Below are 24,287 nucleotides of genomic sequence, written 5' to 3' on the forward strand. Positions count from 1 at the left end.
GCCCCGGGCGGCGCTCACCTCCGCCCCGGCGATTCCCTGGACCGGTCCGGGCGACCCCGCCCCGGGCCAGCGCGGCAGCGGCGCCGCCGCCGCGCCCGAGCCCGCCCCGCCGCCCGCCATGCCGGACTTCGCCCCGGCCGCGCCGCCGCCCGACCTGCTGGGTCCGCCGCCCGCACCCCGACCTTAGCCTCGCCCCCCGCGGCCTGCTCCGCTATACCGGCGCACCGGGCAGGCTTCTGGCCCGGGGCAACCCGATCGGACCAAGTCGATGACCGAGGAATTCCACCGCATCCGCCGCCTGCCGCCCTATGTCTTCGCGGAAGTGAACGCCGCCAAGGCCAAGGCACGCGCAGCCGCGGAGGACATCGTGGACCTCGGCATGGGCAACCCCGACAGCCCGACGCCGCCGCATATCGTCGCCAAGCTGATCGAGGCGGTGCAGGACCCGCGCACCCATCGCTATTCCATGTCGAAGGGCATCCCCGGCCTGCGCCGCGCCCTGGCCGGCTACTACGACCGGCGCTTCGGGGTGAAGCTGAACCCGGAGACCGAGGTCGTGGCGACGCTGGGTTCCAAGGAGGGCCTGGCCAACCTGGCCACCGCCATCAGCAGCCCGGGCGATACCATCCTGGTGCCCAACCCGAGCTACCCCATCCACCAATTCGGCTTCATCATCGCCGGCGCCTCGGTCCGCAGCCTGCCCTGCACCCCGGACGACGAGATGCTCGCCGCCATCGACCGCGCCGTGCGGCATTCGGTGCCCAAGCCCACCGCGGTCATCGTCAACTTCCCCTCGAACCCGACGGCGCATATCGCCAGTATCGAGTTCTACCGCGACCTGGTCGCGCTCTGCCGCCGGCACGAGCTGTTCATCCTGAGCGACCTCGCCTATGCCGAGCTGTACTTCGGCACCACGCCGCCGCCCTCGGTGCTGGAGGTGCCCGGCGCGAAGGACGTGACGGTCGAGTTCACCTCGCTGTCCAAGACCTACAACATGCCGGGCTGGCGCATGGGCTTCGCCGCGGGCAACGAGCGGCTGATCGGCGCCCTGACCCGGGTGAAGTCCTACCTCGACTACGGCGCCTTCGCCCCGATCCAGATCGCCGCCGCCGCGGCGCTGAACGGCCCCCAGGACACCGTCGCCGAGATGCGGACCCTCTACCGCGAACGCCGCGACCTGCTGGTGAAGGGCCTCCATGCCGCCGGCTGGGAGGCGCCCTCGCCAGAAGGCTCGATGTTCCTCTGGGCGCCGATCCCGGAGAAATTCCGCCACCTCGGCAGCGTCGAGTTCAGCAAGCTGCTGCTGGCCCGGGCGAAGGTCGCGGTCGCCCCCGGCCTCGGCTTCGGCGAGCATGGCGACGGCCATGTCCGGATCGCCCTGGTCGAGAACAACCAGCGCATCCGCCAGGCGCTGCGCGGCATCCGCAGCTTCCTCCAGGGCGACAATGCCGGTCCCGCGCTGCAGGGCAGCGACGCCCCGGTCGAGGTCGAGAAGGAGCTGAGCGGCGCATGAGCAAGCCCCTCTCCATCGCGGTCGCCGGCCTGGGCACGGTCGGCGTCGGCCTCCTCAAGCTGCTGGCGGCCAATGCCGATATCGTCGCCGCCCGCGCCGGCCGGCCGATCGTCGTGGGCGCCGTCTCCGCCCGCGACCGCGGGCGGGACCGCGGCGTGCCGCTCGAGGCGGTCCGCTGGTACGACGACCCGGTCGCCCTGGCGACCGACCCCGGCACCGAAGTGGTGGTGGAGCTCATCGGCGGCAGCGACGGCCCGGCCCGCGCCCTGGTGGAAGCGGCGATTGCCGCCGGCAAGCCGGTGGTCACCGCCAACAAGGCGCTGCTGGCGGTCCACGGCGCCGCCATCGCCGAACAGGCCGAGACCCGTGGCCTGCCGCTGGCCTTCGAGGCCGCGGTCGCCGGCGGCATCCCCGCCATCAAGGCGCTGCGCGAGGGCCTGGCCGCCAACAACATCCTCCGCGTCGCCGGCATCCTCAACGGCACCTGCAACTACATCCTGACGGTGATGCGCGAGCAGAAGCGCGAATTCGCCGAGGTGCTGGCCGAGGCCCAGGCGCTCGGCTATGCCGAGGCCGACCCGAGCTTCGACATCGACGGCGTCGATGCCGCGCACAAGCTCGCCATCCTGGCCGCGCTCGCCTTCGGCCGGCCGGTCGATTTCGGCGCCGTGCATGTCGAGGGCATCCGCGAGGTCACCGCGCTCGACATCGCGCTGGCCGGCGAGCTGGGCTACCGGATCAAGCTGCTCGGCATCGCCAGCCGGACCGCGGCGGGCATCTCGGCCCGGGTCCATCCCTGCATGGTGCCGGCCGCCGCCCCCATCGCCCGGGTGGACGGCGTCTTCAACGCGGTCGTGGCGGAGGGCGATTTCGTCGGCCGGGTCATGCTGGAGGGCCGCGGGGCCGGGGCCGGGCCGACCGCCAGCGCCGTGGCCGCCGACCTGATCGACATCGCGCGCGACCGCCATACCCCGGTCTGGGGCGCCGCCGGCGGTGCGCTCGGCACCGCGCCCTCGGTGCCGATGGACCGCCATGTCGGCCCGTATTACCTGCGGCTGATGGTGCTCGACCGTCCCGGCGTCATCGCCGACGTCACCGGCATCCTGCGCGACCAGTCGATCAGCCTCGAATCCATGCTGCAGCGCGGCCGGGCGCCCGGCGAGGCGGTGCCGGTGGTGCTGACCACGCATGATTGCGAGGAAGCCGCCATGCGTGCCGCCCTTGTGCGTATCGGCGCGTTGGGCGCGGTGCTGGAAAAGCCGGCGCTCATCCGCATCGAGACCTTGTAACCCACGTCGCAGCTCCAGGGAGCAGATCATGCCAGAGACCGAAACCCAATACGGCAAGGTCGTCGACCGCAACCTGGCGCTGGAGCTGGTGCGGGTGACGGAAGCCGCCGCCATCGCCGCCTCCCGCTGGATCGGCCGCGGCGACAAGAACGCCGCCGACGGCGCCGCCGTCGATGCCATGCGGAAGGCCTTCGACACCGTCGCCATCACCGGCACCGTCGTGATCGGCGAGGGCGAGATGGACGAGGCGCCGATGCTCTACATCGGCGAGAAGATCGGCCTCGGCGGCCCACTGGTCGATATCGCCGTGGATCCCCTCGAGGGCACCTCGGTCACCGCCAAGGGCGGCCCGAACGCCATCGCCACCCTGGCGCTGGCCGAGCACGGCGGCTTCCTGCACGCGCCCGACATCTACATGGACAAGATCGCCATCGGCCCCGGCCTGCCCGAGGGCGTGGTCAGCCTCGATGCCCCGGTCGAGACCAACCTGCGCGAGCTGGCGCGGGCGAAGAAATGCGAGATCAACGACCTGATGATCTGCATCCTCGACCGTGACCGGCACAAGGCGATCATCAAGGCCTGCCGCGCCGCCGGCGCCCGCATCATGCTGATCGGCGACGGCGACGTGGCCGGCGTCATCGCGGTCAGCGAGCCCGAGACCGGCGTCGACATGTACCTCGGCTCCGGCGGCGCGCCCGAGGGCGTGCTGGCCGCAGCCGCGCTGCGCTGCATTGGCGGCCAGCTGCAGGGCCGGCTGCTGTTCGAGAACGACGAGCAGGTCACCCGCGCCCGCGACATGGGCGTGACCGACCCGAACCGCATCTACACCACCGCAGACATGGCGCAGGGCGACGTGATGTTCGCCGCCACGGGCGTGACCGGCGGTCCGATGCTGCGCGGCATCCGCCGCACCGCGACCGGCGCCATCACCCATTCCATCGTCATGCGCAGCAAGTCCGGCACGGTGCGCTACGTCGAGGGGCACCACAATTTTGCGCGGAAGCCCGCCTCCTTCGTTGGCTGAGGCGCTGCCGGAAGCCGTCCTCGGCGTCGGCCGGAGCCTGACCGGCCGGCGCTGGATCTGGCGCGAGAGCGAGGCCCGGCTGGGCCTCGCCATCGCCCAGCGGGCCGAGCTGCCCGAGCTGGTCGGGCGCCTGCTCGCGGCCCGCGGCATCGGGCTGGAGGCGGTGGCCGACTTCCTCGACCCGACGCTGCGCGCCCTGCTGCCCGACCCCTCCCTGCTGGTCGACATGGATGTCGCCGCCGACCGCCTGGCGCGGGCGGTGCGGGAGCAGGAGACCATCGCGGTCTTCGGCGACTACGACGTCGACGGCGCCTGCTCCGGGGCGCTGATGGTGCGGGCGCTGCGGCGGCTGGGCTGCACCGTAACCCATTACGTCCCGGACCGGCTCAAGGAGGGCTACGGCCCAAACCCGGCCGCCATCCGCGCTCTCTGCGCGCGCGGCGCCACGCTGATCGTCTGCGTCGACTGCGGCATCGCGGCGCATGAGGCGCTGGCCGCCGCCGTCGGGCAGGCGGATGTGGTGGTGCTGGATCACCACAAGGCCGAGGGCCCGGTGCCGCGGGTCGCCGCGGCGGTGAACCCCAACCGGCTGGACTGCACCTCCGGCCTTAGGCACCTCTGCGCCGCCGCGGTCGCCTTCCTGGCGGTGGTGGCGCTGCACCGCACGCTGCGCCGCGCCGGCCATTTCGCCGGCAAGGCGGAACCGTCGCCGCTCGACCTGCTGGACCTGGTGGCGCTGGCGACCGTCTGCGACGTCATGCCGCTCACCGGGGTCAACCGGGCCCTGGTGACCCAGGGGCTGAAGGTGATGGCCCGGCGTGGTCATGCCGGCGTCGCCGCCCTGCTCGACGTCGGGCTGGTGCGGGACCAGCCGACCGCGCATTCCCTCGGCTTCGTCCTCGGCCCGCGCATCAATGCCTCCGGCCGGATCGACGAGGCCGACCTCGGCCTCCGGCTGCTGCTCTGCGACGACCCGGTCGAGGCCCGCGCCATGGCCGAGCGGCTCGACCAAGTGAACCGGCGCCGCCAGGACGTGGAGGCGGAGGTCCTCGGCGCCGCCTTCGCCACGGCCGAGGCCCAGGTGGCGGCCGGCCAGCCGGTGCTGCTGGTGGTCGGGGAGGGCTGGCATCCCGGCGTGGTCGGCATCGTCGCCGGTCGGCTCAAGGAGCGCTTCAACCGGCCGGCCTGCGTCGCCGGCCTCGCCGCCGGGCTGGCCAAGGGCTCCGGCCGATCGGTGCCCGGCGTCGACCTGGGGGCCGCCATCATTGCCGCCCGTCAGGCGGGGATGCTGCAGACCGGCGGCGGCCATGCCATGGCCGCCGGCTTCAGCTTCCTGGCCGCGAGGCAGGAGGAACTGCATGGCTTCCTCAACGAACGCCTGGCCGATGCCAATGGCCTACCCGGCGCCGCCGATTTGGTGGTGGAGGGGACCATGGCGGTCCCGGCCGCGACATCGGCCCTGGCGGAGCAGGTCGGGCGGCTGGCGCCCTTCGGTGCCGGCAACGAGGAGCCGGTCTTCGTCCTGCCGCGCGCCCGGGTGGTCCGGGCCGACCGGATCGGCAAGGAGGGCAACACCATCCGCGCCTTCGTTGAAGGCGAGGCCGGCGGCAGGCTCAAGGCCATCTGCTTCCGCGCCAAGGAAGGCCCCCTGGCCGAGGCGTTGCTGGCCCGCAACGCCGCCCCGCTGCACCTCTGCGGCCAGTTGCGGGCGGAACGCTGGAACGACCAGGTGAGCGCCTGCCTGCACGTGGTGGATGCTGCCCCGGCCTGATTCCCGCCGCCGGCGAAAAGATGGGCGGCGCGGCCGGCTCTTTCGCCCTCGCCGCGCGTTGTCGCCACGCAGCCGAAGGATGGATGATGCGCCGGATCTTGAAGCTTTCCCTGCTGACCCTCGCCCTGCTGGCCGGGCCGATGGCGATGTCCCCGACCGGCAAGGCCGCTGCGGCCGGGGTCGCCACCGGCGGCACCACCGTCACCGGGACCGCCGGCCGCCTGCTGGTGCCGGTGCAGTATCGCCGGCCCTATGCGGCACCGCCACGTCCGCAGTACCGCCGCCGCTATGCCCCGCCGCCGCGAGCCTACGGCCGGCGCTACGTGGCGCCCCGCCCGCGCTACTACGCCCCGCCGCCGCGCCGCTACTACCGGCGCTGAGCCTGCGCCGCCCGGTTCAGGGTAGCCGGGCGGAGGCCCAGGCATCGGCGATGCGGCTCAGCCGGTCGGGCACGACCGGGGTCGGCGTACCGCTACTCCCGCTGCTGCCGCCCGGCACGTCGCCCCAGCGCCGGACCGGGCCGCTGTCGAGGTGGATGAAGCTCTTCGCCGCATAGACGCCGACTCCGCCGCGCCGCAGGCCCAGCGCCGCCTCGCCGAAGCTGGCCAGCTGCGCGGCGCTGACGCAGACATCGAGGGCGCCGGCGCGCAGATGCTGGCTGTTGCCCGCGCCGCAGACCGCCGCGTTGGTCTCCGGCGTGCGGAAGCCGGAGACGACCAGGAATTCCCCCCGTGCGCGGGCGCGCTGCCCGGTTTCCCACAGGATGTCGAGGACGCTGGGGTCGAAGCCCTGCACCGTGCCGGTGCGACTGTCCGCCAGCACCGCCGAGATCTCCGCCAGGGCTCCCGGATCGACCGAAAGGCCGTTGTGATAGATGCCGGTGAAGCGCGCCCCGGTTGCCGCATGCCGCAGCACCAGGCGGCGCGGGGCAGGGGGCGCGGGCCGGCTCGCGCTGGCGAGGCCGGGCCGAGCAAGGATCAGCGGCGCGGCGGCGCCCAGGAGGAGGTTGCGTCGGTGCATGACCCTGGCCTAGCGGCCCGGGCGGCTTCGCGGAACCCTTGCTCGCGCGATCGCGTCCCGGCTGGCGCAACCGCGATCAGGCGGCGGCCGAATCTACGCCGTGGGGGGGGAGCTGTGCCCTTACTAAAATCCCTTTGGTTGAAATGCCATGGCCTGCATGGCGTGGTAAATTACCCTGCCGCGGGTGGCTAGACGAGGCCACCCGGCCGGTGTAGTCACCGCCCGGCGCTGTCCGAGTGCTTAGCCTGGTAGTCCGGTCGCACCGGGCCGGCGGGCGATCCACCAGCCAGCGCCCTGCCTTGGTCCCCATCGTCTAGAGGCCTAGGACACCAGCCTTTCACGTTGGTAACACGGGTTCGAATCCCGTTGGGGACGCCATCAGGCGTTTATCGAGTAAAATCAAGCGCTTAGGGCCATAGGCCGGCAAGGATTTGCAGCAGGGTCTTGTAGCCGCCTGGGGCAGGAACATTGGCGCCGCTCAGGCAAGGTGGCTCGTCCTCCTCCGCATTACCCGGACGGCCTGACAGCGGCGATGCCGGGCACGGGCGCGATCCGAATCCAGGGTACGCCTCAACGCACACCATCCGGTAACGGAAAGAGTTGAAGTCATAGTCGGTCCGCATCTTGGCGGGAACAGCCAGTCCCAGCTCCATGGGTGGCTCGACCTTTATCTGCCGCGACATCCGGATCGAATGGCCTGCCAGGCGACCACGCCTACAGCATGGTCCTCGACGACCATCCGGTAAGCAGCTGCTCTATGGCACGCCGCGGGCGGTCACATCGCCGGTCCAGGTTTGGGTCGTGAAGCTGCTGCCTGGGCACCGGCGGCAAGGGTGCGGCAACTCGATACCACATCGCCTTTCTTTGCCGCTGCCGACGAGGTCTCGGCGTTCCATGTCCCTCTCCATACCACAGGACATCGAATGACCGGCCACGATGATATGCCACGCCACGATGATCCGACCGAGTTGGAGCCGAGGCCAAGGGTGCCAGCACCGAGTGGCCCGCGATCGACCGTTGCTCAGCTCCGGCAGGACATTGTCAGTGGCGCCACGGGCGACAAGGTGGCGGTACTGGACCCCTCGATGGCGTCGCTCGGCACTGATGACGAAGCTGCAGGCGAACCGCCGTCACCAGAGATGATCGCCGCTGTCCGCAAGGCTGAGCGTGAGGGGCCTGTTTCTCCCCTCGTTCCCACCAGCACCCTCGACGCGTCTCGTCCGTACCGGCTCTACGGCGCCATCGGCTTAGCAATCATTCTGGCCGCCGTCGCACTCTGGGGTTCGTTTGCCTGAAGGCCGGCAGGGCGCGCCCCTCCACGCGTCAGCCTAAACTACCAAGCCCGGCCCGGTAGGAGCAGCTCGATCCTCATTTATTTTGATATCGGAGCGGCGAGACCTCGCAGACTAAATCTGCCAGCGGAGCAACCAATCGGCCTTGGACGCCAAGCCGCCGCGCTCCGCCTCCTCGCCAACCAACGCAAACTCGATCTTCCGGGTCTGCGCCAGGAGGCAAATCCGGATGAACCAGGCAAAGAGGCGGTCGGCATCGGCTTCAGTGGCGGCCTGGTGAATGTCTGTGCAGAACGCATAGAAACCATGTTCCGGTTCGGCCCAGTCACGCTGTGCCGTCCATCGGTCCGCGCCGTGGTCGGGGAAGCCACCTTGGCGGCGCGAAAAATGCTGGCCACTCACAATCAAACCCTAGTTTTAACCTAGGGTCACGTTCGACCGTATACCGGACTTATTGCATTGTAATCACTCATCTATTGCGCGCCCGTTGGCGACGCTGCGGATTGCGCCGCCCCGGGCCACCCCGCGTCACTGCCGCGACAGGCTGCGCCGCTCCGCCTCGATCCGGCGCCGGTCCTCGTCGAGCTGCCGCTGCTGCGCATCCAGCCGCCGGTCCGCTTCGTCGAGCATGCGCATGCGATCCCGCGGATCCGAGCGGTCGTCATAGACCGGCCGCCGCTCGTCGCCCCGGCGCTGGGCGCCGCCACGCTGATCCTGCTGCTGGCTCTGCCCTCCCTGGAAACCCTGCAGGATGCGGCCGATGGTGTCCTGCATGTCCTGCGCCGAAGCAGGGGCTGCCGCGGTGCCGAGCACGGCGCATAGGGTCATGACGAGAATGGGCTTCATGCGGAGATCCTTGCCTATCGGGAGACAGCGCACGGCCGGGCCCTGAGGTTCAGTATCGCACCGACGATTCAGGGCGGAGTGTCGCTCCGCGTCGATCCGCGCCGCCCGACCGGGGGCTGCTCGCGGCATCCTGCCGAACTCCCGGCACCGGACCGAGCCCGAGATCACCCTCTCGGATTACTGACAAAAAAACATGTCGAAATGGCTTGCGTGGTCCCGAGCCAGGGGGCATCTATCGACAAGAAAGAATGTCGATAGAGGCTTTCGTGAACATCATTGAGCTGGCGGAGGTGGTGGGGGAGACACCCCGGCAGATCCGCTACCTGATCGCCGAGGGCTTCATCCCCAATCCGGACGGCAGCCGTGCCAGGCCGGAGTACCGGGAGAGCCATGTCGAGGCGATTCGCCGCTACCAGCGGTTGCGGCAGGACTACAAGCCGGCGCAGATCCGGATCCTGCTCGAGGCCGAGGCCCAGGCGCGGGATGCCGAGCGGATCCCGCTGGCGCCCGGCGTCACGCTGGTGATCACCCCGGCGCTGCTCGCCGCCGATACCCACCCCCGCGCCATCGGCGACCGCGCCGAGGCCGCGCTCCGCGCCTTCCTCCAGCATCCCACCAAGGAACCCCCCGATGCCGGCTAGCGCCACCCCCATCCAAGACCCGCTGGGCCGCTTCCGCCACCTCGCCGTGCTGGCCGGCACCCAGCGGCCCATCCCCCTGGCCGCCACCCGCTTCGCCGTCCGCTTCCTCGGCAACCTGGCGCTGGTGACGGCGGAGCGGTGCTTCCGCAACGACGAGGACCACTCCATCGAGGCCACCATGACCTTCCCGGTGCCGGTCCAGGCGGCGCTGGTCGGCATGTCGGCGCGGATCGGCGAGCGGCGGGTCGTCGCCGCCACCCAGCGCAGGTCGGCGGCCCGCGCGACCTACGAGGCGGCGATCGATGACGGCCGCACCGCGGTGCTGCATGAGGAGGTGCTGCGCGGGGTGCACATGATCAGCGTCGGCCACGTCCCGCCGGGCCAGGAGGTCGCCGTCCTGGGCACCTGGGCCATTCCGCTGGCCGCGGCCGGCGGCGGCGCCCGGCTGGTCATCCCGACCACAGTCGGCGATGTCTATGGCCGCAGCCCGCTGCCGGACAGCGACGACCTGATGCATGCGCCCATCCTGCTGGAGGCGGATCTCGAGGTGCGCTGCGACAGCGGCCTCGCCTCCCTTGAGGGCGGCCGACTGGTGGAGGGCAGGGCCCGCGTCACCCTCAATGCCCCCATCGCCATCCGGGTGACGGGCGCGGCCCCGCGCCTGCTGCATGGCCTGGCGGCCGACGGGCGCGCCGTGACCCTGGCGATCGAGCCGGCGCCGGCGGGCGAAGCCGTGCTCGACGCCCTCCTGCTGCTGGACAACTCCGGCTCGATGGACGAGGCCGCGGCCGGCGGCCATGGGAGCCGGGCCCGCATGCCCTCCAAGCACGCGGTGGCCCTGCATGGCCTGGCGGACATCGCTGCCGGCCTGCGCCCCGCCGACCGGCTGGATGTCTGGGAGTTCAACAGCCGGCCGCGGCATCTGGGCCTCGGGGTCGGCGCCGCCGCCGTGGGCGCGCTGGTCGCGCGGCTGCGGCCGCCCACCGGCGGGACCGAGACGGGAGAGGCGATCGAGGCCGCGCTCGCCGGGCAGGGGGCAGCGGATGTGTTGCTGGTGACCGACGGCCAAAGCCACGCCCTCGACGTGCATGGCCTGGCCCGGCGCGGCGCCCGCTTCACCGTGGTGCTGGTCGGCGAGGACAGCCTCGAGGCGAATGTCGGGCACCTGGCGGCGCTGACCGGCGGGGAGATCTTCGTCTCCTCCGGCCTCGACCTCGCCGAGGTGCTGCAGCGGGCCATCGCCTCCCTGCGCGGCGCCCGGCTGCACCAGCCGGGGATCGCCGCCGGCCAGGCGCCTGAGAGCGCCGCAGCCCTGACGGGCGGCATGCGGGCCACCGCCCGCTGGGAGCCTGCGGCTACGCCGGCCGCTCCCGCCGAGACCGGGGCCGAGGCGGGGGAGGGGCGGGCGATCGCCGCCTATGCCGCCTGGCTGGCGCTGCCGCGCCTGGGGGCGGCGGAGGCCGTGGCCCTGGCGGAGGCCGAGGGGGTGGTCTGCCACCTGACCTCGATGGTCCTGGTGGATGCGGCGGGCGAGGCGCAGCAGGGCATCCCGGCACAGCGCAAGGTGCCACTCATGTCCCTGGGACCCCTGGCCGGCCCGGACCCGCTCATGCCGATGGACGCCGCCTGCTATGCGGGTCCGGTGGTGGCCGCCATGCCGGCCTCCGCCCGTGCCGCGGCCGGGATGGCTCTGCCGCCCGACGCCACCGCCTCGCCCGCGCCCCGCTCCGGCCGGCCGCCGCGCATGGTCCAGTCCGGCAGTGCCGAGGCGGGCCGGCGGGATCCGGGCTTCCCGCCACCGCCGCGCGGTGCCGGGGCATTCGGGCGCCTGTCCAGCCGCGCCCGGTCCGGGGCCAGCCGGGGGGTGCCGATTACGGCGACCGCAGCCGCACCGGGAAACCTGCGGGGCAGCCTCGACCAGGTGGACTGGACCGGCAACATGGAGGCGCTGCGGCAAGGCCGGTTGCAGGGCAACGTGCCGCCCGAGGTCCTGGTGCAGCTGGAAGCGGCGGCCGGGCTCGCCGAGGTCAAGGCCCTGGCCGCCCTGCTGGGGGTGACGGCCGAGGCGGTGGCGGTATCCTTGCTGGCGCGGGCCGAGGGGATGTCCAGCCGTGGCGCGGCGCGCTTCGCCCGCACCGTCTTCGGCGCCGCCGACAAGGACCTGGTCGAGGCGGCGGCACGCGCCGTCGGCCTTTGACGGCGGCACCGCTTGGCACGGCGCCCTGACCGGCCGCATCATGCGGGAGCGACACCGGTCCGGGAAACACCATGCGCTCCATCGACCTGCTGCTCGGGCGCCGCCGCCTGCTCGCCACGGCCGCCCTTGCGCCGGCAGGGGCAGCCGCCCAGGACGGTGGGGCCTGGCCGAACCGGCCGGTCCGCGCCGTCGTGCCCTATCCGCCCGGCGGGCCGAACGACATCATCGCCCGCCTCTACGCCCAGGCGCTGGGACCTATCCTGGGGCAGACCGTCTTGGTCGAGAACCGGGCCGGCGGCTCGGGCGTCAGCGGCACCGATTTCGTGGTGAAGTCCCCGGCCGACGGCTATGTCTTCGGCATCATCGACGGCGGCTCGCTCACCATCCTGCCGCATACCCAGCCGAGGATGCCCTATCGCGTGCCGGAGGAGGTGACGCCGCTATCGGTCGTCACCCGCGTGCCGGAAGCGCTGGTCGCGCATCCCGGCCTCGGCGTGACGACCATGCCGGCGCTGCTGGACCTGGCACGGCGCCAGCCGGGGAGGCTCAACATCGGCACGGCCGGCGCCGCCGGCATCAGCCACCTGACGGCCTTGCTGTTCCGGGCGCAGACCGGGGCGGCGGTGGAGGTCGTGCCCTATCGCGGCGCCGCGCCGGCGGTGACCGACCTGATCGCCGGGCAGATCCAGCTGCTCTTCGCCGATCTGCCGCCGCTGCTGCCGCATATCCGCGCCGGCGCGATGACGCCCCTCGCGCTGGCGGCGCGCCAGCGCAGCCCGGCGCTGCCGGAGGTGCCCACCACCGGCGAGGTCGGCTTCCCGAAGCTCCTGGCGGAGAACTGGTACTGCGCCGTGGCGCCGCGCGGGCTGCCGCCGCCCATCGCCGCCCGGCTCTCGGCCGCGCTGAAGGACGCGAGCGAGGCGCCCGGGGTGCGGAGGGAGCTGGCCAGCCAGGGCGCGGAAGCGGCCTGGACCTCGCCCGAGGCGATGCTCGCCCTGATGCGCGAGGATTCGGAGAATTGGCGCCAGATCGTCCTGGCCTCCGGCGTGCGGTCCGAGTAGCGGCGGCGACGGCGGCGGCGACCCATCAGGCCCGCTAGACCATCCCCGTGGCCGCCCCGGCCGCGAAGCCGCGCAGCCGCGTGGCGATGACCCCGCCCACCGCATCCAGGGCCAGGCGCCGGGGGAAGCTGGTGCGCCAGGCGATCCGCACGGTCCGCCCCGCATTGGTGGCCAGCGGCCGCAGCACGATGCCCGCGTCCTGCGCCGCGCCGGCGGCCAGGGCGGGCAGCAGCGTCGTGCCGTAGCCGGCGGCCACCATGTTGAGCAGGGTCGAGAGGCTGGCGGCCCGCAGCGTATGGCCCAGCGCCCCGCTGCGCCCGCAGGCCTCGAGCGCCTGGTCGCGCAGGCAGTGCCCGTCCGCCAGCACCAGGATATCCGGCGCCAGCTCGGCCTCGGCCACCACCGCCTGCCCGGCCAGCGGATGGTCGGGCGGCAGCGCCGCCAGGAAGGGCTCGGCGAAGAGCGGCTGGCTCGCCAGGTCCGGCCCGTCGACCTCGGAGGCCAGCAGGGCCGCATCCAGCTCATGCGCCCGCAGCCGCTTGAGCAGCACGGTCGTCTGGTCCTCCCAGGGTTCCAGCTCCAGCGCCGGGAGGGCATCGCGCAGCGGGCCGAAGACCAGCGGCAGCAGATAGGGCGCCAGCGTCGGGATGATGCCGAGCCGGAAGCGCCCCGCCATGGGGTCGTGCAGGCCGCGGGCCACGGCGAGGATCGCATCCGCCTCGGCCACCGCGGTGCGGACATGGCCGATCAGTGCTTCGCAGGCGGCGGTCGGCACCACCTTCTTGCTGCCGCGCTCGAACAGGGCGACGCCGAGCAGCTCCTCCAGCTTGCGCAGCTGGACCGAGAGCGTCGGCTGGCTGATGCCGCAGGCCTCGGCGGCGCGGCCGACATGCTCATGCTCGGCGACCGCCAGCAGGTATCTGAGGTCGCGCAGGTTCATCGGGTCAGTGTCACTGCCATGATAGACGGAGCCTATCAAAAAGGTTGGAAGCCTTTGCTTCCTTTTACCGTGGGGATGCCGGTAGCGTCGTGCCACGCCAGGCAACGAAGGAGGCACGGCGGACCGGAGAACGCCTGCAGACGGTGACGCGCCCCGCCGGGATTGGCCGGGGCGACGGGCCAGCATCGGGCGCCACCCGGTATTCCTGTCTCGCGCCGGGCACGGAGCGAAGCAGCGGCGAGGCAACCGCGGCCGGGGCTCGGTCCGCGGGGAAAGCAATCAGCACCGGAGGACATCATGGACGGCAACAGCAGCACCAGCAGCGGCCAGTGCCCCGTCATGCACGGCGGGGCACGGCACACGAGCTTCGGCGGCCGGTCGAACCGCGACTGGTGGCCGAATGCGTTGAACCTCAAGATTCTTCATCAGAACCCGCCCGAGATCAATCCACTGGGCAAGGGCTACAGCTACCCGGAGGCGTTCAAGAAACTCGACCTGAACGCCCTGCGCCAGGACCTCTTCGCACTGATGAAGACATCGCAGGACTGGTGGCCGGCGGACTACGGCCACTACGGGCCGCTCTTCATCCGCATGGCCTGGCACAGCGCCGGCACCTATCGCACCGGCGACGGCCGCGGCGGCGCCGGCGCCGGCACGCTGCGCTTCGCGCCGCTGAACAGCTGGCCGGACAACGGCAACCTCGACAAGGCGGTGCGGCTGCTCTGGCCGGTGAAGAAGAAGTACGGCAGCAGCATCTCCTGGGGCGACCTCATCATCTTCGCGGGCAATTGCGCGATCGAGTCCATGGGCCTCAAGCCATTCGGCTTCGGCGGCGGCCGCGTCGACCACTGGGAGCCGGGCGAGGACATCTTCTGGGGCGAGGAGGACACCTGGCTGGGCGACAAGCGCTACACCGGGGAACGCGACCTGGCCAAGCCGCTGGCCGCGGTCCAGATGGGGCTGATCTACGTGAACCCGGAGGGGCCGAACGGCAAGCCGGACCCGCTCGCCTCCGCCCGCGATATCCGCGAGACCTTCGCCCGCATGGCGATGAACGACGAGGAGACCGTGGCCCTCATCGCCGGCGGCCACACCTTCGGCAAATGCCACGGCGCCGGCGAGGTCAGCCATGTCGGCCGTGAGCCCGAGGGCGCCGAGATCGAGGAGATGGGCCTCGGCTGGAAGAACAGCTTCGGCCAGGGCCACAGCCTGCACGCCATCACCAGCGGCCTGGAGGGGGCCTGGAAGCCGACCCCGACCCAATGGGACAACGGCTACTTCGACACCATGTTCCGCTACGAATGGGAGCTGACCAAGAGCCCGGCCGGCGCCTGGCAGTGGACGCCGACCGACCCGGCGGCGAAGGACACCGTGCCGGACGCGCACGACCCCGCCGTGCGGCATGCGCCGATGATGCTGACGACGGACCTGGCGCTGCGGATGGATCCCATCTACGCGCCGATCTCGAAGCGCTTCCACGAGAATCCCGACCAGTTCGCGGATGCCTTCGCCCGGGCCTGGTTCAAGCTGACCCATCGCGACATGGGGCCGAAGCTGCGCTACCTCGGACCGGAAGTGCCGGCCGAGGAGCTGATCTGGCAGGACCCGGTCCCGCCGGTGACCCATCCGCTGGTCGATGCCGCCGACATCGCGGCGCTCAAGGCCAAGATCCTCGCCGCCGGACTCACCACCGCGCAGCTGGTCTCGACCGCCTGGGCCTCGGCCTCGACCTTCCGCGGCTCCGACAAGCGCGGCGGGGCCAACGGGGCGCGCATCCGCCTGGCGCCGCAGCGGGACTGGGAAGTGAACGAGCCGGCCAGGCTGGCGGCGGTGCTGGCGAAGCTCGAGGGCATCCAGCGCGAGTTCAACGGCTCGGCCGCCGGCGGCAAGCGGGTCTCGCTCGCCGACCTGATCGTGCTCGGCGGCTGCGCCGCCGTCGAGCAGGCGGCGCAGCAGGCCGGGCAGGCGGTGGAGGTGCCCTTCGCGCCCGGGCGCACCGATGCCTCGGCGGAGCAGACCGATGCGGAGTCCTTCGAGGTGCTCGAGCCGGTCGCCGACGGGTTCCGCAATTACCTCAAGGCGCACTACAGCAGCCCGCCCGAGGAACTGCTGCTCGACCGGGCGCAGCAGCTGAAGCTGACGGCCCCGGAGATGACGGTGCTGCTGGGCGGCCTGCGGGTCCTCGGCGCCAACCACGGCCAGGTCGTGGAAGGCGTCCTCACCAGGCGGCCGGGGCAGCTGACGAACGACTTCTTCGTCAACCTGCTCGACATGGGAACGAGCTGGACCAAGGCGCCGGAGACCGAGGGCATCTACGAGGGCCGCGACCGCACGACCGGCGCGCCGCGGTGGACGGCAACCCGCGTCGATCTGGTCTTCGGCGCCAATACCCAGCTGCGCGCCGTCTCCGAGGTCTATGGCAGCGACGATGCGCAGGGGAAGTTCGTGCGTGATTTCGTCGCGGCCTGGACCCGGGTGATGAACCTCGATCGCTTCGACCTCGCCTGAGGTCGATCGGTCCGCTGGCCGGGCGCAGCCAGGGTCCTGGCTGCGCCCGGCTTGCCGGATGCCCGCCGGCATCCCGCGCTTGGCGAGGGGGTGGTCGCCGCACCTGAACGGGCGGTTGCATGGCAGCACGGATCGCCACGCGGAGGCCCATGGCTTGGATTTCCGCCTTGCCACGCCACCTGTTTGCCCGGATCAGTGGTACCTTGCCGCAACTCAAGGATTTGCCCGTTGAAGCTGTCGCGCCTGTCGAGCCTGGGCCAGCCCGTTTCCCACGCCGTCGCTGGCCGTCACCTGCATGGCATCGACCGCCGCGCCGCAGCCCATGGTGCCATCGGCCGGGGCCTCGAGGCGGTACCGCCCGCATCACCCTCGATCGACCTGCGGGTCGCCTCCTACAATGTCCACAAATGCGTTGGCACCGACGGGAAGTTCGACCCCTGCCGCGTCGCCTCCGTCATCGCGGAGCTGGATGCCGACGTCGTTGCCCTGCAGGAGGCGGACCGCCGCTTCGGCCGCCGCACCGGGCTGCTGGATGTCCGCACCCTCGAGCAGCGTGCCGGGCTGGTACCGGTCCCGGTCTCGCAGATCCCCGATGGGCTCGGCTGGCATGGCAATGCCCTGTTGGTCCGCCCCGGCACGATCTGCCGCTTCCGGCGCCTCGCCCTGCCGGGTGCGGAACCGCGCGGGGCCGTCATCGCCGAGTTGGTCCTGCCCGGGTCGGGCGCGCCGCTGCAGGTCATCGCCGCCCATTTCGGCCTGCTCCGCCGCTGCCGCACCCGCCAGGTCGAGGCGGTGCTGGCGGCCCTGGCGGCGGGCTCCGACCTGCCGACGCTGATGATGGGCGACCTGAACGAGTGGCGGGGCGACGCCCGCCGTTCCGGCCTGCGCGCCTTCGAGCCCCTGTTCGGCCCGGTGGGCCAGACGCCGGCGAGCTTTCCCTCGCGGCGGCCCCTGCTCTCGCTCGACCGCATCCTGGGCTGCCCGCGGGCGCGCGTCCTCACCATCGAGGCGCATCACAGCCCGCTGGCCCGGGTCGCCTCGGATCACCTGCCGCTCAAGGCGAGGATCAGGCTCGCCATGCCGGGGCTGGAGGCGGCCGCTCCGATGCAGGCCAAGGCGGCCTGAGCGGGCGGCGACACGGCCAAACCCGGACGCGTCCCGACCGTTGAGGCTGCAGCAAGGATCAGGCGGCGTGCGGGAGGGGACATGGGCCATGGCCAGTCGCTGTCGCCGGTGATGCCGGAGACCGTCGTTGCCCCGGGCGAAGCCTCGGCCGCGCCCCAGGGCGCATGGCCGCCGTCGGATGCCACCGCCCTTGACGCGACGGTGGCGCAGGCGCTGGCCGGGATCGGCGCCGCCGAGGCCGCGGCGGCCCTGGTCGTCTCGGGACGCGAGGCCTTCGCCCTGCGGGTCGCCTCCGCCCGCGCCGCCGGCCGCAGCCTCGACCTCCAGTACTATGCCTGGCACGGCGACCTGACCGGCCGGCTGCTGGCGCAGGAGGCGCTGCTGGCGGCCGACCGCGGGGTGCGGGTGCGCATGCTGCTCGACGACGTCTTCGCGCTCGGGCACGAGCGTGTCCTGGCGGCCCTCGACGGCCATCCCGGCATCGAGGTGCGGCTCTTCAACGGCACCCGCTGGCCCGCCTTCGGCCGGTTCGGCTTCGCCCTCGAGGTCTTGCTCGGCGGCTGGCACCTCAACCGGAGGATGCACAACAAGGCCTGGATTGCCGATGGCTGCCTGGCGATCGCCGGCGGCCGCAACATCGGCGATGCCTATTTCGACGCCGCCGAGGAATTCAACTTCCGCGACCTCGACCTCGTCATGGCCGGCACCCCGGCGCGCGAGGCGGCCGCGGTCTTCGAAACCTATTGGCGCAGCCCCCTGGCCCGGGGCGCCGGGGAGGTCAGCGCCGCCCGGGATGCGAAAGGGGGGCTGCCGGCGCTGCGCCGCCGCTTCGCGGCCACCGCGGCCTCGCCGGCCGCCCGCGCCTTCCATCCGCTGCTGCCCAGCACGGCGACGCTGTCGGAGCACCTGGCCCGCAACCTCGCCGCGATGGCGGCCGGGGCCATCAGGGTGGTCGCCGATTCCCCGCGGAAGGCGCGCCGCGGGCTGCGGGCCCGCCGCCTGGCCCGGGCGGCCGGCGGCCTGGGTCCCGAGGTCGCCGAGGCCCTGCGCCAGGCGCAGTCCGAGGCGCTGCTGATCTCCCCGTACTTCGTCCCCGGCGAGGCCGGCCTCGCCCTGCTGGAGAGCCTGGCCCGGCGCGGCGTCCGGATTTCCGTCGTCACCAACTCCCTGGCGGCGACCGATGTCGTCGCGGTCCACGGCGGCTACGCGCGCTACCGCCGCCGGCTGCTGCAGGCCGGCATCGCGCTGTTCGAGCTGAAGCCGAGCGGCGACGAAACCTCCAGCCTCTTCGGCTCCCGCGGGGCCAGCCTGCATACCAAGGCCTTCGTCGTCGACGGCCGGCTGGTCTGCGTCGGCTCCTTCAACCTCGATCCGCGGTCCACGGTGCTCAACACCGAAATGGGCGTCTTCGCCGAGCACACCAGCCTGGCGCTCGGGCTGCAGGCCGAGCATGACCGCCTGGCGCTGCCATCCCGGAGCTGGCGGCCGCGCCTGGCCGAAGGCCGCCTCGTCTGGAGCGACCGGGACGCGCAGGGGCAGCATCGCATCGAGACCGGGGAGCCGCATGCCTCGCTGCGACGGCGGATCCTGGCCGGTCTGGTCCGGCTGCTGCCGATCGAGGCGCAACTCTGACCACGGCGGCCGGCCAGGCGCATGCCGCATCGGTGCCAGGACGCGACACGGGCACCGGGCCCCTTCGCGCCGGCTTCGCGTTCAAGGCCAGCCTGCGATGGCCCGGCCTGTCCAAAAACCGGCGCTTCCGGGCGTAAAAGCGACTGAGCGGAGGACGAGCTCCGGAGTGGGTCCCCCGGGGCATGCCCTGATGTCTTGTGACCGGACCCGCCGTAACGGATGCGTTGGATGAGGCTGCGGAGCTTGCGTTTCGGTTGTACACGCCCCGGGCCGCCGCGCCGTTGACGCGATCAGCCGGTCGGGCGTGCCGCAGCCCGGCACTGCGTCTCGCCGTCGACAAAGATGAGGCATCCGGTCACGACTTCTCGAATTTTGCGACAAAACTCGCAAATGAGTGATTTTGCACCTGTAGGTTCAACCTGTAGACGATCTGCAGGTTCACTGGTGAACCAAAGAAATCGTCCGGAGCCCCCGATGTCTGCCCTGCGCCATATCCTGATCGTCGAAGACGATGCCGCCCTCCGGGCCACCATGGCCGAGCAGATCCTCTCCGGGGGCGAGTTCAGCGCCGACGAAGCCGAGAGCGCGGCCGCGGCCGAGCTGCTGCTGGCCAATGCCAGCGCCCGCTACGACGCGATCCTGCTCGACGTCGGCCTGCCCGACAGCGACGGCCGCGACTTCTGCGCCAAGCTGCGCCGCGACGGCCGCCGTATGCCGGTGATCATGGTGACGGGCGCGGATGCGGAGAAGGACGTGGTCCGGGGCCTCGACGCCGGCGCCAACGACTACCTCGCCAAGCCCTTCCGCCTCCCCGAGCTGCTCGCCCGGGTCCGGGCCCAGCTGCGGGTGTTCGACAACTCAGAGGACGCGGTCTTCCTGATGGGCCCCTACGTCTTCCGCCCCAGCGTCCGCCTGCTGCAGGAGCCCGCCCGCAACCGCAAGATCCGGCTCACCGACAAGGAATGCGCGATCCTGAAGTTCCTCTACCGCGCCGGCGGCAAGCGCGTGGCGCGCCAGGTGCTGCTCAACGAGGTCTGGGGCTACAGCAGCGCGGTCTCGACCCACACCCTCGAGACCCACGTCTACCGCCTGCGGCAGAAGATCGAGGCCGATCCGGCCCAGCCCCGTCTGCTGCTGACCGAGAACGGCGGCTACAGGCTCGACGCCACCATCGCCGGAGCCGGTCGCAGCTGAGCCAGCCGCTGGCGGTCGATCGTCTCGCTGAGCCCGACCACGGTGCTGGCCAGGACCGTAGGATCGAAGGGCTTGGCGAAGCGCTTCTCCCAGGGAGCTAAGACGTGGCCGACGAACTTCTCGGGACTGCCGGTCGCATAGACGACCTGCAGGTCCGGGAGGCGCCGCCGCGCCTTGCTCGCCAGGACCAGGCCATCGTCACCGGGACCGAGGTCGAGGTCTGTCACCAGGATGTCCACGTGCTGCAGCGGGTCCACCAGGATCCGCATCGCTTCGTCGGCGCTGCACGCCTCCAGGACTTCAAGACCAGTCTCGTGGAGAAAATCGGCCAGCGTCAGCCGGACAACGGTATCATCCTCGACCAGCAGCACAGCCATCGCTGCAACTCCCCACATAAAAGCTCAGCAAGCTCTGGGTAAGATACTGCGCCCGATTTGCTGATCTGTGAGGGGTCTGGTGGTGGCCCCACGGCGATTTTACCCGCATAAGTTGTGCTCTCCTCGAAAGCACGCGCAGAGGCGCCGCGTTGCCCGCCGAACGCCGGTTCATTAACTGGCAACTATAGCGGGCCGGCTGAAGCACTTGCAGCGCGGCGCTGAGAAACGACCTCAGGTGCGGTCGGCGATGGCGTCCGCCGATCCTGCCGCCGTCGCCCACGGCCGCGTGACGCCGGGGCCTTGGCCGGGCTGCTATCATCGGTCGCAGCGCCGGCGCCGGACGCGCCCGGGCCGGTCCAGGAGGTTCCATGGCTGCGTCGATTCTCGTCCTCTACGGCTCCTACCGCGCGGACCGCGCCGGCATCCGGCTGGCCCGCTACCTCGTCGCCGCCTTCGCCGCGCGCGGAGCCCAGGCCGAGCTGATCGATGCCCAGGCCATCGGCCTGCCCATGCTGGACCGCATGTACAAGGAATATCCCGCCGGCACGGCGCCCGAGCCTCTCGAGACGCTGGCAGGGAAGATCCGGCGTGCCGATGCCTTCGTCTTCGTCACCGGCGAGTACAACTGGGGGGTCCAGCCGGGCCTCAAGAACCTGACCGACCACTTCCTCGAGGAATGGTTCTGGCGCCCGGCGGCCATCGCCAGCTACTCGGCCGGACGGCTGGCCGGGGCCCGGGCCAATTTCGTCTGGCACGGCATCCTTTCCGAGATGGGCATGGTCGTCATCTCGAGCACCCTGATGGTCGGGCCGATCACCAAGGCCCTCGACGAGGGCGGGGCGCCGGTGGGGGAGGGGGGCGAGGCGCTGGCCCGCGCCTTCCCGCGCTTCGCCGAGGATCTCGACTGGTGGACGGAGGCCGGCCGCCGGCAGCGCGAGCAGAGGCCGCCGCCCTACTGATCGGTGCCGGTCGCGGGCTTGGTCACGCTGGCGCTTTAGACAGCCTCTGCCGGCCTGGGCTACACCTTCCCCGGATGCTCCGGATTGCGGGGCCGGGGGCGGAGAAGATCCATGGACATGGTCGTGCGGACGGATGCCGAAGCCGTGGGGCTGTCGTCGCAGCGCCTCGGCCGGATCGACGGCTGGATGGACCGGCTGGTGGAGGAGGGCAAGCTCGCCGGCCTCAGCGTGACCGTCGCCCGCCGTGGCGGCGTGGCCTACCGCCGCTCTGCCGGGCTGGCCGACCAGGCGCGCGGCACCGCGATGGCCGAGGACACCATCGTCCGCATCTATTCGATGACCAAGCCGCTCACCAGCCTGGCCATCCTGATGCTGTACGAAGAGGGCCGCTTCCAGCTCGACGACCCGATCACCCGCTTCCTGCCCTGCTTCCGTGACCAGCGCGTCATGGCCGGCGGCGCCCGCGGCCGGGTGGAGACGGTGCCGGCGGTCCGCGACATCAGCTTCCGCGACCTGCTGACCCATACCTCCGGCCTGACCTACGGCTTCATGGAATCCACCCTGGTGGATGCGCTCTACCGGTCCGAGGGCGTCGACTTCCAGACCTCCGACGCGACCCTGGGCGAGGTGGTGGAACGTGCCGCGCGGCTGCCGCTGCTGGCCCAGCCCGGCACCGCCTGGAACTACAGCATCGCCACCGACGTGCTCGGGCACCTCGTTGCCGTCATCTCCGGCCGCCCATTCGAGGACTTCCTGCAGGAGCGGGTGCTCCGGCCGCTCGGCATGGCCGACACCGGCTTCCAGGTGCCGCCGGAGAAGCTGCCCCGCTTCGCCGCCAACTACGCCCGCGGCCCGGATGGCCGGCCGGCGCTGATCGACGATCCCGCGACCAGCCGCTTCATCCAGCCCGGCCGGATCTGCTCGGGCGGCGGCGGCCTCTGCTCCACCGCCGGCGACTACCTCCGCTTCTGCCGCCTGATGCTGAACAAGGGCGAGCTGGACGGCACCCGCCTGCTGGGCCGCAAGACGGTGGAGTTGATGACCGCCAACCACCTCGGCGGCGACATGGCGGCGATGGGCCAGCCCCGCTTCAGCGAGTCCAGCTACGAGGGCATCGGCTTTGGCCTCGGCTTCTCCGTCATGCTGGATCCCGCCCGGGCGCAGGTGCTGGGGACGCCGGGGGAATACGCCTGGGGCGGGGCCGCCAGCACCGCCTTCTGGATCGACCCGGCGGAGGAGATGGCGGTCATCCTCCTCACCCAGCTCATGCCCTCCTCGACCTATCCGATCCGGCGGGAGCTGCGGGTGCTGACCTACCAGGCCATCATCGACTGACGCCCGGACCGGGCGCCGGCAGGCCTCAGGCTGCTGGCGGCGCCGCGGCGTAATCCGCCTCAGCGACCGCCTCCAGCCATTCGGTACCCTCGCCGCCCGGGCCGTTCTCGGACATGGCCAGATGCGCGAAGATCCGGTCCGGCGCGGCGCCATGCCAGTGCCGCACGCCCGGCGGGATCAGCACGGTGTCGCCGGGATGCAGCGCCCGCACCGGCTCGCCCTCCCGCTGCACCCGGCCGACGCCCGAGAGGCAATAGAGGGTCTGCCCGACCGGATGCCGGTGCCAGGCGGTCCGGGCACCCGGCGTGAAGGAGACCACGCTGGCCCGCAGCCGGGAGGGCAGGGTGCCGGTGACCACCTCATCCTGGTAGACGGTGCCGGTGAAGTTGGCGGCCGGGGCGGGCCTGGTGGGGCGGTCTGCGGCGCGGACGATCTGCATGGCGACTCCTCCGGGTAGCGGCGCCTCTCGCGGGCGCATCCGGCCGAGGATGCGGCGCCGCCCGCCGCCGGGTCAATCGCCGGGCCGGCACCTGCCGGACCCTGAATCCGGCCTGCCGGGACGCCGTCAGGCGGAATGAAGAGGGCTATACCACCTCCGCCTGCCAGCGTAGCCTTCCCGGACCCTGCGTGCCTGACCAGGGGCGACGCCTCCGGACCAACGGGGGTGGACCGGGGACGGGAAACAACCAATGACAGACATCCGATACCTGGCGCCGAAGACGCTCGACGAAGCGGTCGGTGCCTTTGCCGCAGCCCAGGGCGCCGCCCGCATCCTGGCCGGGGGTACCGACCTCCTCGTGCAGATGCGTGCCGGCGTGATCCGCCCCGGGCTGATCGTCGACATCAAGAAGATCTCGGAGATGACCAGCATCGAGGAGACCGCCGGCGGCGGCTTCCGGATCGGCGCCGCGGTCTCCGGCGCGGCGCTCGGCGAGCATCCGCGCTTCGGCCGGGTCTGGCCCGGCGTGCTCGAGGCGGTGAACCTCATCGGCTCCACCCAGGTCCAGGGCCGCGCCTCGCCCGGCGGCAACCTCTGCAACGGCTCCCCGGCCGGGGACAGCGTTCCCGCCATGATCGCCGCCGGCGCCGTCGTCACCGTGCAGGGCCCCGCCGGCCGGCGCGAGATGCCGGTCGAGGCGGTCCCCGCCGGCCCCGGCCGCACCAACCTCAAGCCCGGCGAGATCGTTGTCAGCTTCACCCTGCCGCCGCGCCCGGCCGGCTCCAGCGACGCCTATCTGCGCATGATCCCGCGCACCGAGATGGACATCGCGGTGGTCGGCGTCGGCGTCAGCCTGACCATGGCCGGCGGCAAGGTCACCGCCGCCCGGGTCGGCCTCGGCGCGGTGGCGCCCACCGTGCTGCTGGTCGGGGATGCCGCCCGCGCCCTGATCGGCAGCACGCTGAACGAGGCCTCCGTCGAGGCCGCCGCCGCCGCCTGCCGCGCCGCCTGCAAGCCGATCGACGACAAGCGCGGCACCATCGTCTACCGCACCAAGGTTGCCGGCGTGCTGCTGAAGCGCACTGTGGCGATCGCCGCCGACCGCGCGAAGGGGGGCTGAGCCC

23 protein-coding genes and 1 tRNA gene are annotated in these 24,287 nt (G+C 72.0%); 18 read left to right on the top strand and 6 right to left on the bottom strand.

Translation table 11 applies throughout. The features are described 5' to 3' along the window. The 6 genes from QWZ14_RS10955 to QWZ14_RS10980 all read left to right on the top strand — a co-directional run. On the top strand, positions 1-187 hold a 187-nt coding region (locus QWZ14_RS10955; RefSeq protein ID WP_290316693.1), incomplete at its 5' end, for a hypothetical protein. 81 nt (positions 188-268) lie between these two features. Next, the gene (locus QWZ14_RS10960) at positions 269-1,513 is read left to right on the top strand and encodes an LL-diaminopimelate aminotransferase (protein ID WP_290316694.1); all 1,245 of its coding nucleotides are present in this window, start codon (positions 269-271) and stop codon (positions 1,511-1,513) included. Continuing rightward, positions 1,510-2,802, top strand: a complete 1,293-nt coding sequence (locus QWZ14_RS10965; protein ID WP_290316695.1) for a homoserine dehydrogenase — start codon at positions 1,510-1,512, stop codon at positions 2,800-2,802. The genes QWZ14_RS10960 and QWZ14_RS10965 overlap by 4 nt, the downstream gene beginning before the upstream one ends. A gap of 28 nt (positions 2,803-2,830) precedes the next feature. Then, complete coding sequence (glpX, locus tag QWZ14_RS10970) at positions 2,831-3,826, top strand: class II fructose-bisphosphatase (protein ID WP_290316696.1); 996 nt, start codon at positions 2,831-2,833, stop codon at positions 3,824-3,826. Further along, the gene (recJ, locus tag QWZ14_RS10975) at positions 3,819-5,597 is read left to right on the top strand and encodes a single-stranded-DNA-specific exonuclease RecJ (RefSeq protein WP_290316697.1); all 1,779 of its coding nucleotides are present in this window, start codon (positions 3,819-3,821) and stop codon (positions 5,595-5,597) included. Before glpX ends, recJ begins: the two co-directional genes overlap by 8 nt. Positions 5,598-5,683: 86 nt before the next feature. Beyond that, the gene (locus QWZ14_RS10980) at positions 5,684-5,977 is read left to right on the top strand and encodes a hypothetical protein (protein ID WP_290316698.1); all 294 of its coding nucleotides are present in this window, start codon (positions 5,684-5,686) and stop codon (positions 5,975-5,977) included. 16 nt (positions 5,978-5,993) lie between these two features. Here QWZ14_RS10980 and QWZ14_RS10985 read toward each other — a convergent pair whose 3' ends face one another. Then, on the bottom strand, positions 5,994-6,617 hold the full coding sequence (locus tag QWZ14_RS10985; RefSeq protein ID WP_290316699.1) for a YcbK family protein: 624 nt from the start codon (positions 6,615-6,617) through the stop codon (positions 5,994-5,996). Positions 6,618-6,919: 302 nt separating this feature from the next. Here QWZ14_RS10985 and QWZ14_RS10990 point away from each other — a divergent pair. Together QWZ14_RS10990 and QWZ14_RS10995 are read left to right on the top strand one after the other, a co-directional pair. Further along, positions 6,920-6,995, top strand: a tRNA-Glu gene (locus QWZ14_RS10990). A gap of 545 nt (positions 6,996-7,540) precedes the next feature. Beyond that, positions 7,541-7,912 (top strand): hypothetical protein, encoded by a 372-nt coding sequence (locus QWZ14_RS10995; RefSeq protein WP_290316700.1) that lies wholly within the window; start codon positions 7,541-7,543, stop codon positions 7,910-7,912. Between the two features lie 111 nt (positions 7,913-8,023). Here QWZ14_RS10995 and QWZ14_RS11000 read toward each other — a convergent pair whose 3' ends face one another. Beyond that, positions 8,024-8,311 carry a hypothetical protein gene (locus QWZ14_RS11000; protein ID WP_290316701.1) on the bottom strand — a complete coding sequence of 96 codons (288 nt, stop codon included), beginning with the start codon at positions 8,309-8,311 and terminating at the stop codon, positions 8,024-8,026. Between the two features lie 126 nt (positions 8,312-8,437). Continuing rightward, a complete protein-coding gene (locus QWZ14_RS11005; protein WP_290316702.1) occupies positions 8,438-8,755 on the bottom strand; it encodes a hypothetical protein in 318 nt (105 codons plus the stop codon). 266 nt (positions 8,756-9,021) lie between these two features. Here QWZ14_RS11005 and QWZ14_RS11010 point away from each other — a divergent pair, with 266 nt between their 5' ends. The 3 genes from QWZ14_RS11010 (at position 9,022) to QWZ14_RS11020 (ending at position 12,654) form a co-directional block, all read left to right on the top strand. Then, positions 9,022-9,396, top strand: a complete 375-nt coding sequence (locus QWZ14_RS11010; protein ID WP_290316703.1) for a helix-turn-helix domain-containing protein — start codon at positions 9,022-9,024, stop codon at positions 9,394-9,396. After that, positions 9,386-11,593, top strand: coding sequence for a VIT and vWA domain-containing protein (locus QWZ14_RS11015; protein ID WP_290316704.1), 2,208 nt, complete (start codon positions 9,386-9,388; stop codon positions 11,591-11,593). Before QWZ14_RS11010 ends, QWZ14_RS11015 begins: the two co-directional genes overlap by 11 nt. A 71-nt stretch (positions 11,594-11,664) precedes the next feature. Next, positions 11,665-12,654: a Bug family tripartite tricarboxylate transporter substrate binding protein gene (locus QWZ14_RS11020; RefSeq protein WP_290316705.1), complete on the top strand. Its 990-nt coding sequence runs from the start codon at positions 11,665-11,667 to the stop codon at positions 12,652-12,654. Between the two features lie 34 nt (positions 12,655-12,688). Here QWZ14_RS11020 and QWZ14_RS11025 read toward each other — a convergent pair whose 3' ends face one another. After that, complete coding sequence (locus QWZ14_RS11025; protein ID WP_290316706.1) at positions 12,689-13,594, bottom strand: LysR substrate-binding domain-containing protein; 906 nt, start codon at positions 13,592-13,594, stop codon at positions 12,689-12,691. A 297-nt stretch (positions 13,595-13,891) separates the two neighbouring features. On the opposite strand from QWZ14_RS11025, the gene katG reads away from it, so the two are divergent. The 4 genes from katG (at position 13,892) to QWZ14_RS11045 (ending at position 20,053) form a co-directional block, all read left to right on the top strand. After that, positions 13,892-16,102: a catalase/peroxidase HPI gene (gene katG / locus QWZ14_RS11030; RefSeq protein WP_290316707.1), complete on the top strand. Its 2,211-nt coding sequence runs from the start codon at positions 13,892-13,894 to the stop codon at positions 16,100-16,102. 228 nt (positions 16,103-16,330) lie between these two features. Beyond that, positions 16,331-17,227, top strand: coding sequence for an endonuclease/exonuclease/phosphatase family protein (locus tag QWZ14_RS11035; protein WP_290316708.1), 897 nt, complete (start codon positions 16,331-16,333; stop codon positions 17,225-17,227). An 81-nt stretch (positions 17,228-17,308) separates the two neighbouring features. Beyond that, a complete protein-coding gene (locus tag QWZ14_RS11040) occupies positions 17,309-18,859 on the top strand; it encodes a phospholipase D family protein (RefSeq protein ID WP_290316709.1) in 1,551 nt (516 codons plus the stop codon). Positions 18,860-19,333: 474 nt separating this feature from the next. Continuing rightward, positions 19,334-20,053, top strand: a complete 720-nt coding sequence (locus tag QWZ14_RS11045; protein ID WP_290316710.1) for a response regulator transcription factor — start codon at positions 19,334-19,336, stop codon at positions 20,051-20,053. Here the strand turns inward: QWZ14_RS11045 and QWZ14_RS11050 are convergent. Further along, positions 20,011-20,430, bottom strand: coding sequence for a response regulator (locus QWZ14_RS11050; RefSeq protein WP_290316711.1), 420 nt, complete (start codon positions 20,428-20,430; stop codon positions 20,011-20,013). The genes QWZ14_RS11045 and QWZ14_RS11050 overlap by 43 nt on opposite strands. A gap of 368 nt (positions 20,431-20,798) precedes the next feature. On the opposite strand from QWZ14_RS11050, the gene QWZ14_RS11055 reads away from it, so the two are divergent. Continuing rightward, a complete protein-coding gene (locus QWZ14_RS11055) occupies positions 20,799-21,389 on the top strand; it encodes an NADPH-dependent FMN reductase (RefSeq protein WP_290316712.1) in 591 nt (196 codons plus the stop codon). 111 nt (positions 21,390-21,500) lie between these two features. Beyond that, positions 21,501-22,724 (top strand): serine hydrolase domain-containing protein, encoded by a 1,224-nt coding sequence (locus tag QWZ14_RS11060; RefSeq protein ID WP_290316713.1) that lies wholly within the window; start codon positions 21,501-21,503, stop codon positions 22,722-22,724. 25 nt (positions 22,725-22,749) lie between these two features. On the opposite strand, the gene QWZ14_RS11065 is transcribed toward QWZ14_RS11060, so the two are convergent. Continuing rightward, on the bottom strand, positions 22,750-23,163 hold the full coding sequence (locus tag QWZ14_RS11065; protein ID WP_290316714.1) for a (R)-mandelonitrile lyase: 414 nt from the start codon (positions 23,161-23,163) through the stop codon (positions 22,750-22,752). A 250-nt stretch (positions 23,164-23,413) separates the two neighbouring features. Here QWZ14_RS11065 and QWZ14_RS11070 point away from each other — a divergent pair, with 250 nt between their 5' ends. Then, entirely contained in the window at positions 23,414-24,283 is an 870-nt protein-coding gene (locus QWZ14_RS11070; protein WP_290316715.1) for an FAD binding domain-containing protein, read from the top strand. Positions 24,284-24,287 lie beyond the last annotated feature (4 nt).

The sequence above is a fragment of the Paeniroseomonas aquatica genome (assembly GCF_030409335.1).
Taxonomy (GTDB): domain Bacteria; phylum Pseudomonadota; class Alphaproteobacteria; order Acetobacterales; family Acetobacteraceae; genus Belnapia; species Belnapia aquatica.

Coding starts and splice junctions, on each gene's coding strand:
- QWZ14_RS10960 (WP_290316694.1), top strand. CDS start 269: ATGACCGAGGAATTCCACCGCATCCGCCGCCTGCCGCCCTATGTCTTC.
- QWZ14_RS10965 (WP_290316695.1), top strand. CDS start 1,510: ATGAGCAAGCCCCTCTCCATCGCGGTCGCCGGCCTGGGCACGGTCGGC.
- glpX (WP_290316696.1), top strand. CDS start 2,831: ATGCCAGAGACCGAAACCCAATACGGCAAGGTCGTCGACCGCAACCTG.
- QWZ14_RS10980 (WP_290316698.1), top strand. CDS start 5,684: ATGCGCCGGATCTTGAAGCTTTCCCTGCTGACCCTCGCCCTGCTGGCC.
- QWZ14_RS10985 (WP_290316699.1), bottom strand. CDS start 6,617: ATGCACCGACGCAACCTCCTCCTGGGCGCCGCCGCGCCGCTGATCCTT.
- QWZ14_RS10995 (WP_290316700.1), top strand. CDS start 7,541: ATGACCGGCCACGATGATATGCCACGCCACGATGATCCGACCGAGTTG.
- QWZ14_RS11005 (WP_290316702.1), bottom strand. CDS start 8,755: ATGAAGCCCATTCTCGTCATGACCCTATGCGCCGTGCTCGGCACCGCG.
- QWZ14_RS11015 (WP_290316704.1), top strand. CDS start 9,386: ATGCCGGCTAGCGCCACCCCCATCCAAGACCCGCTGGGCCGCTTCCGC.
- QWZ14_RS11020 (WP_290316705.1), top strand. CDS start 11,665: ATGCGCTCCATCGACCTGCTGCTCGGGCGCCGCCGCCTGCTCGCCACG.
- QWZ14_RS11025 (WP_290316706.1), bottom strand. CDS start 13,594: ATGAACCTGCGCGACCTCAGATACCTGCTGGCGGTCGCCGAGCATGAG.
- katG (WP_290316707.1), top strand. CDS start 13,892: ATGGACGGCAACAGCAGCACCAGCAGCGGCCAGTGCCCCGTCATGCAC.
- QWZ14_RS11040 (WP_290316709.1), top strand. CDS start 17,309: ATGGGCCATGGCCAGTCGCTGTCGCCGGTGATGCCGGAGACCGTCGTT.
- QWZ14_RS11045 (WP_290316710.1), top strand. CDS start 19,334: ATGTCTGCCCTGCGCCATATCCTGATCGTCGAAGACGATGCCGCCCTC.
- QWZ14_RS11050 (WP_290316711.1), bottom strand. CDS start 20,430: ATGGCTGTGCTGCTGGTCGAGGATGATACCGTTGTCCGGCTGACGCTG.
- QWZ14_RS11055 (WP_290316712.1), top strand. CDS start 20,799: ATGGCTGCGTCGATTCTCGTCCTCTACGGCTCCTACCGCGCGGACCGC.
- QWZ14_RS11060 (WP_290316713.1), top strand. CDS start 21,501: ATGGACATGGTCGTGCGGACGGATGCCGAAGCCGTGGGGCTGTCGTCG.
- QWZ14_RS11065 (WP_290316714.1), bottom strand. CDS start 23,163: ATGCAGATCGTCCGCGCCGCAGACCGCCCCACCAGGCCCGCCCCGGCC.
- QWZ14_RS11070 (WP_290316715.1), top strand. CDS start 23,414: ATGACAGACATCCGATACCTGGCGCCGAAGACGCTCGACGAAGCGGTC.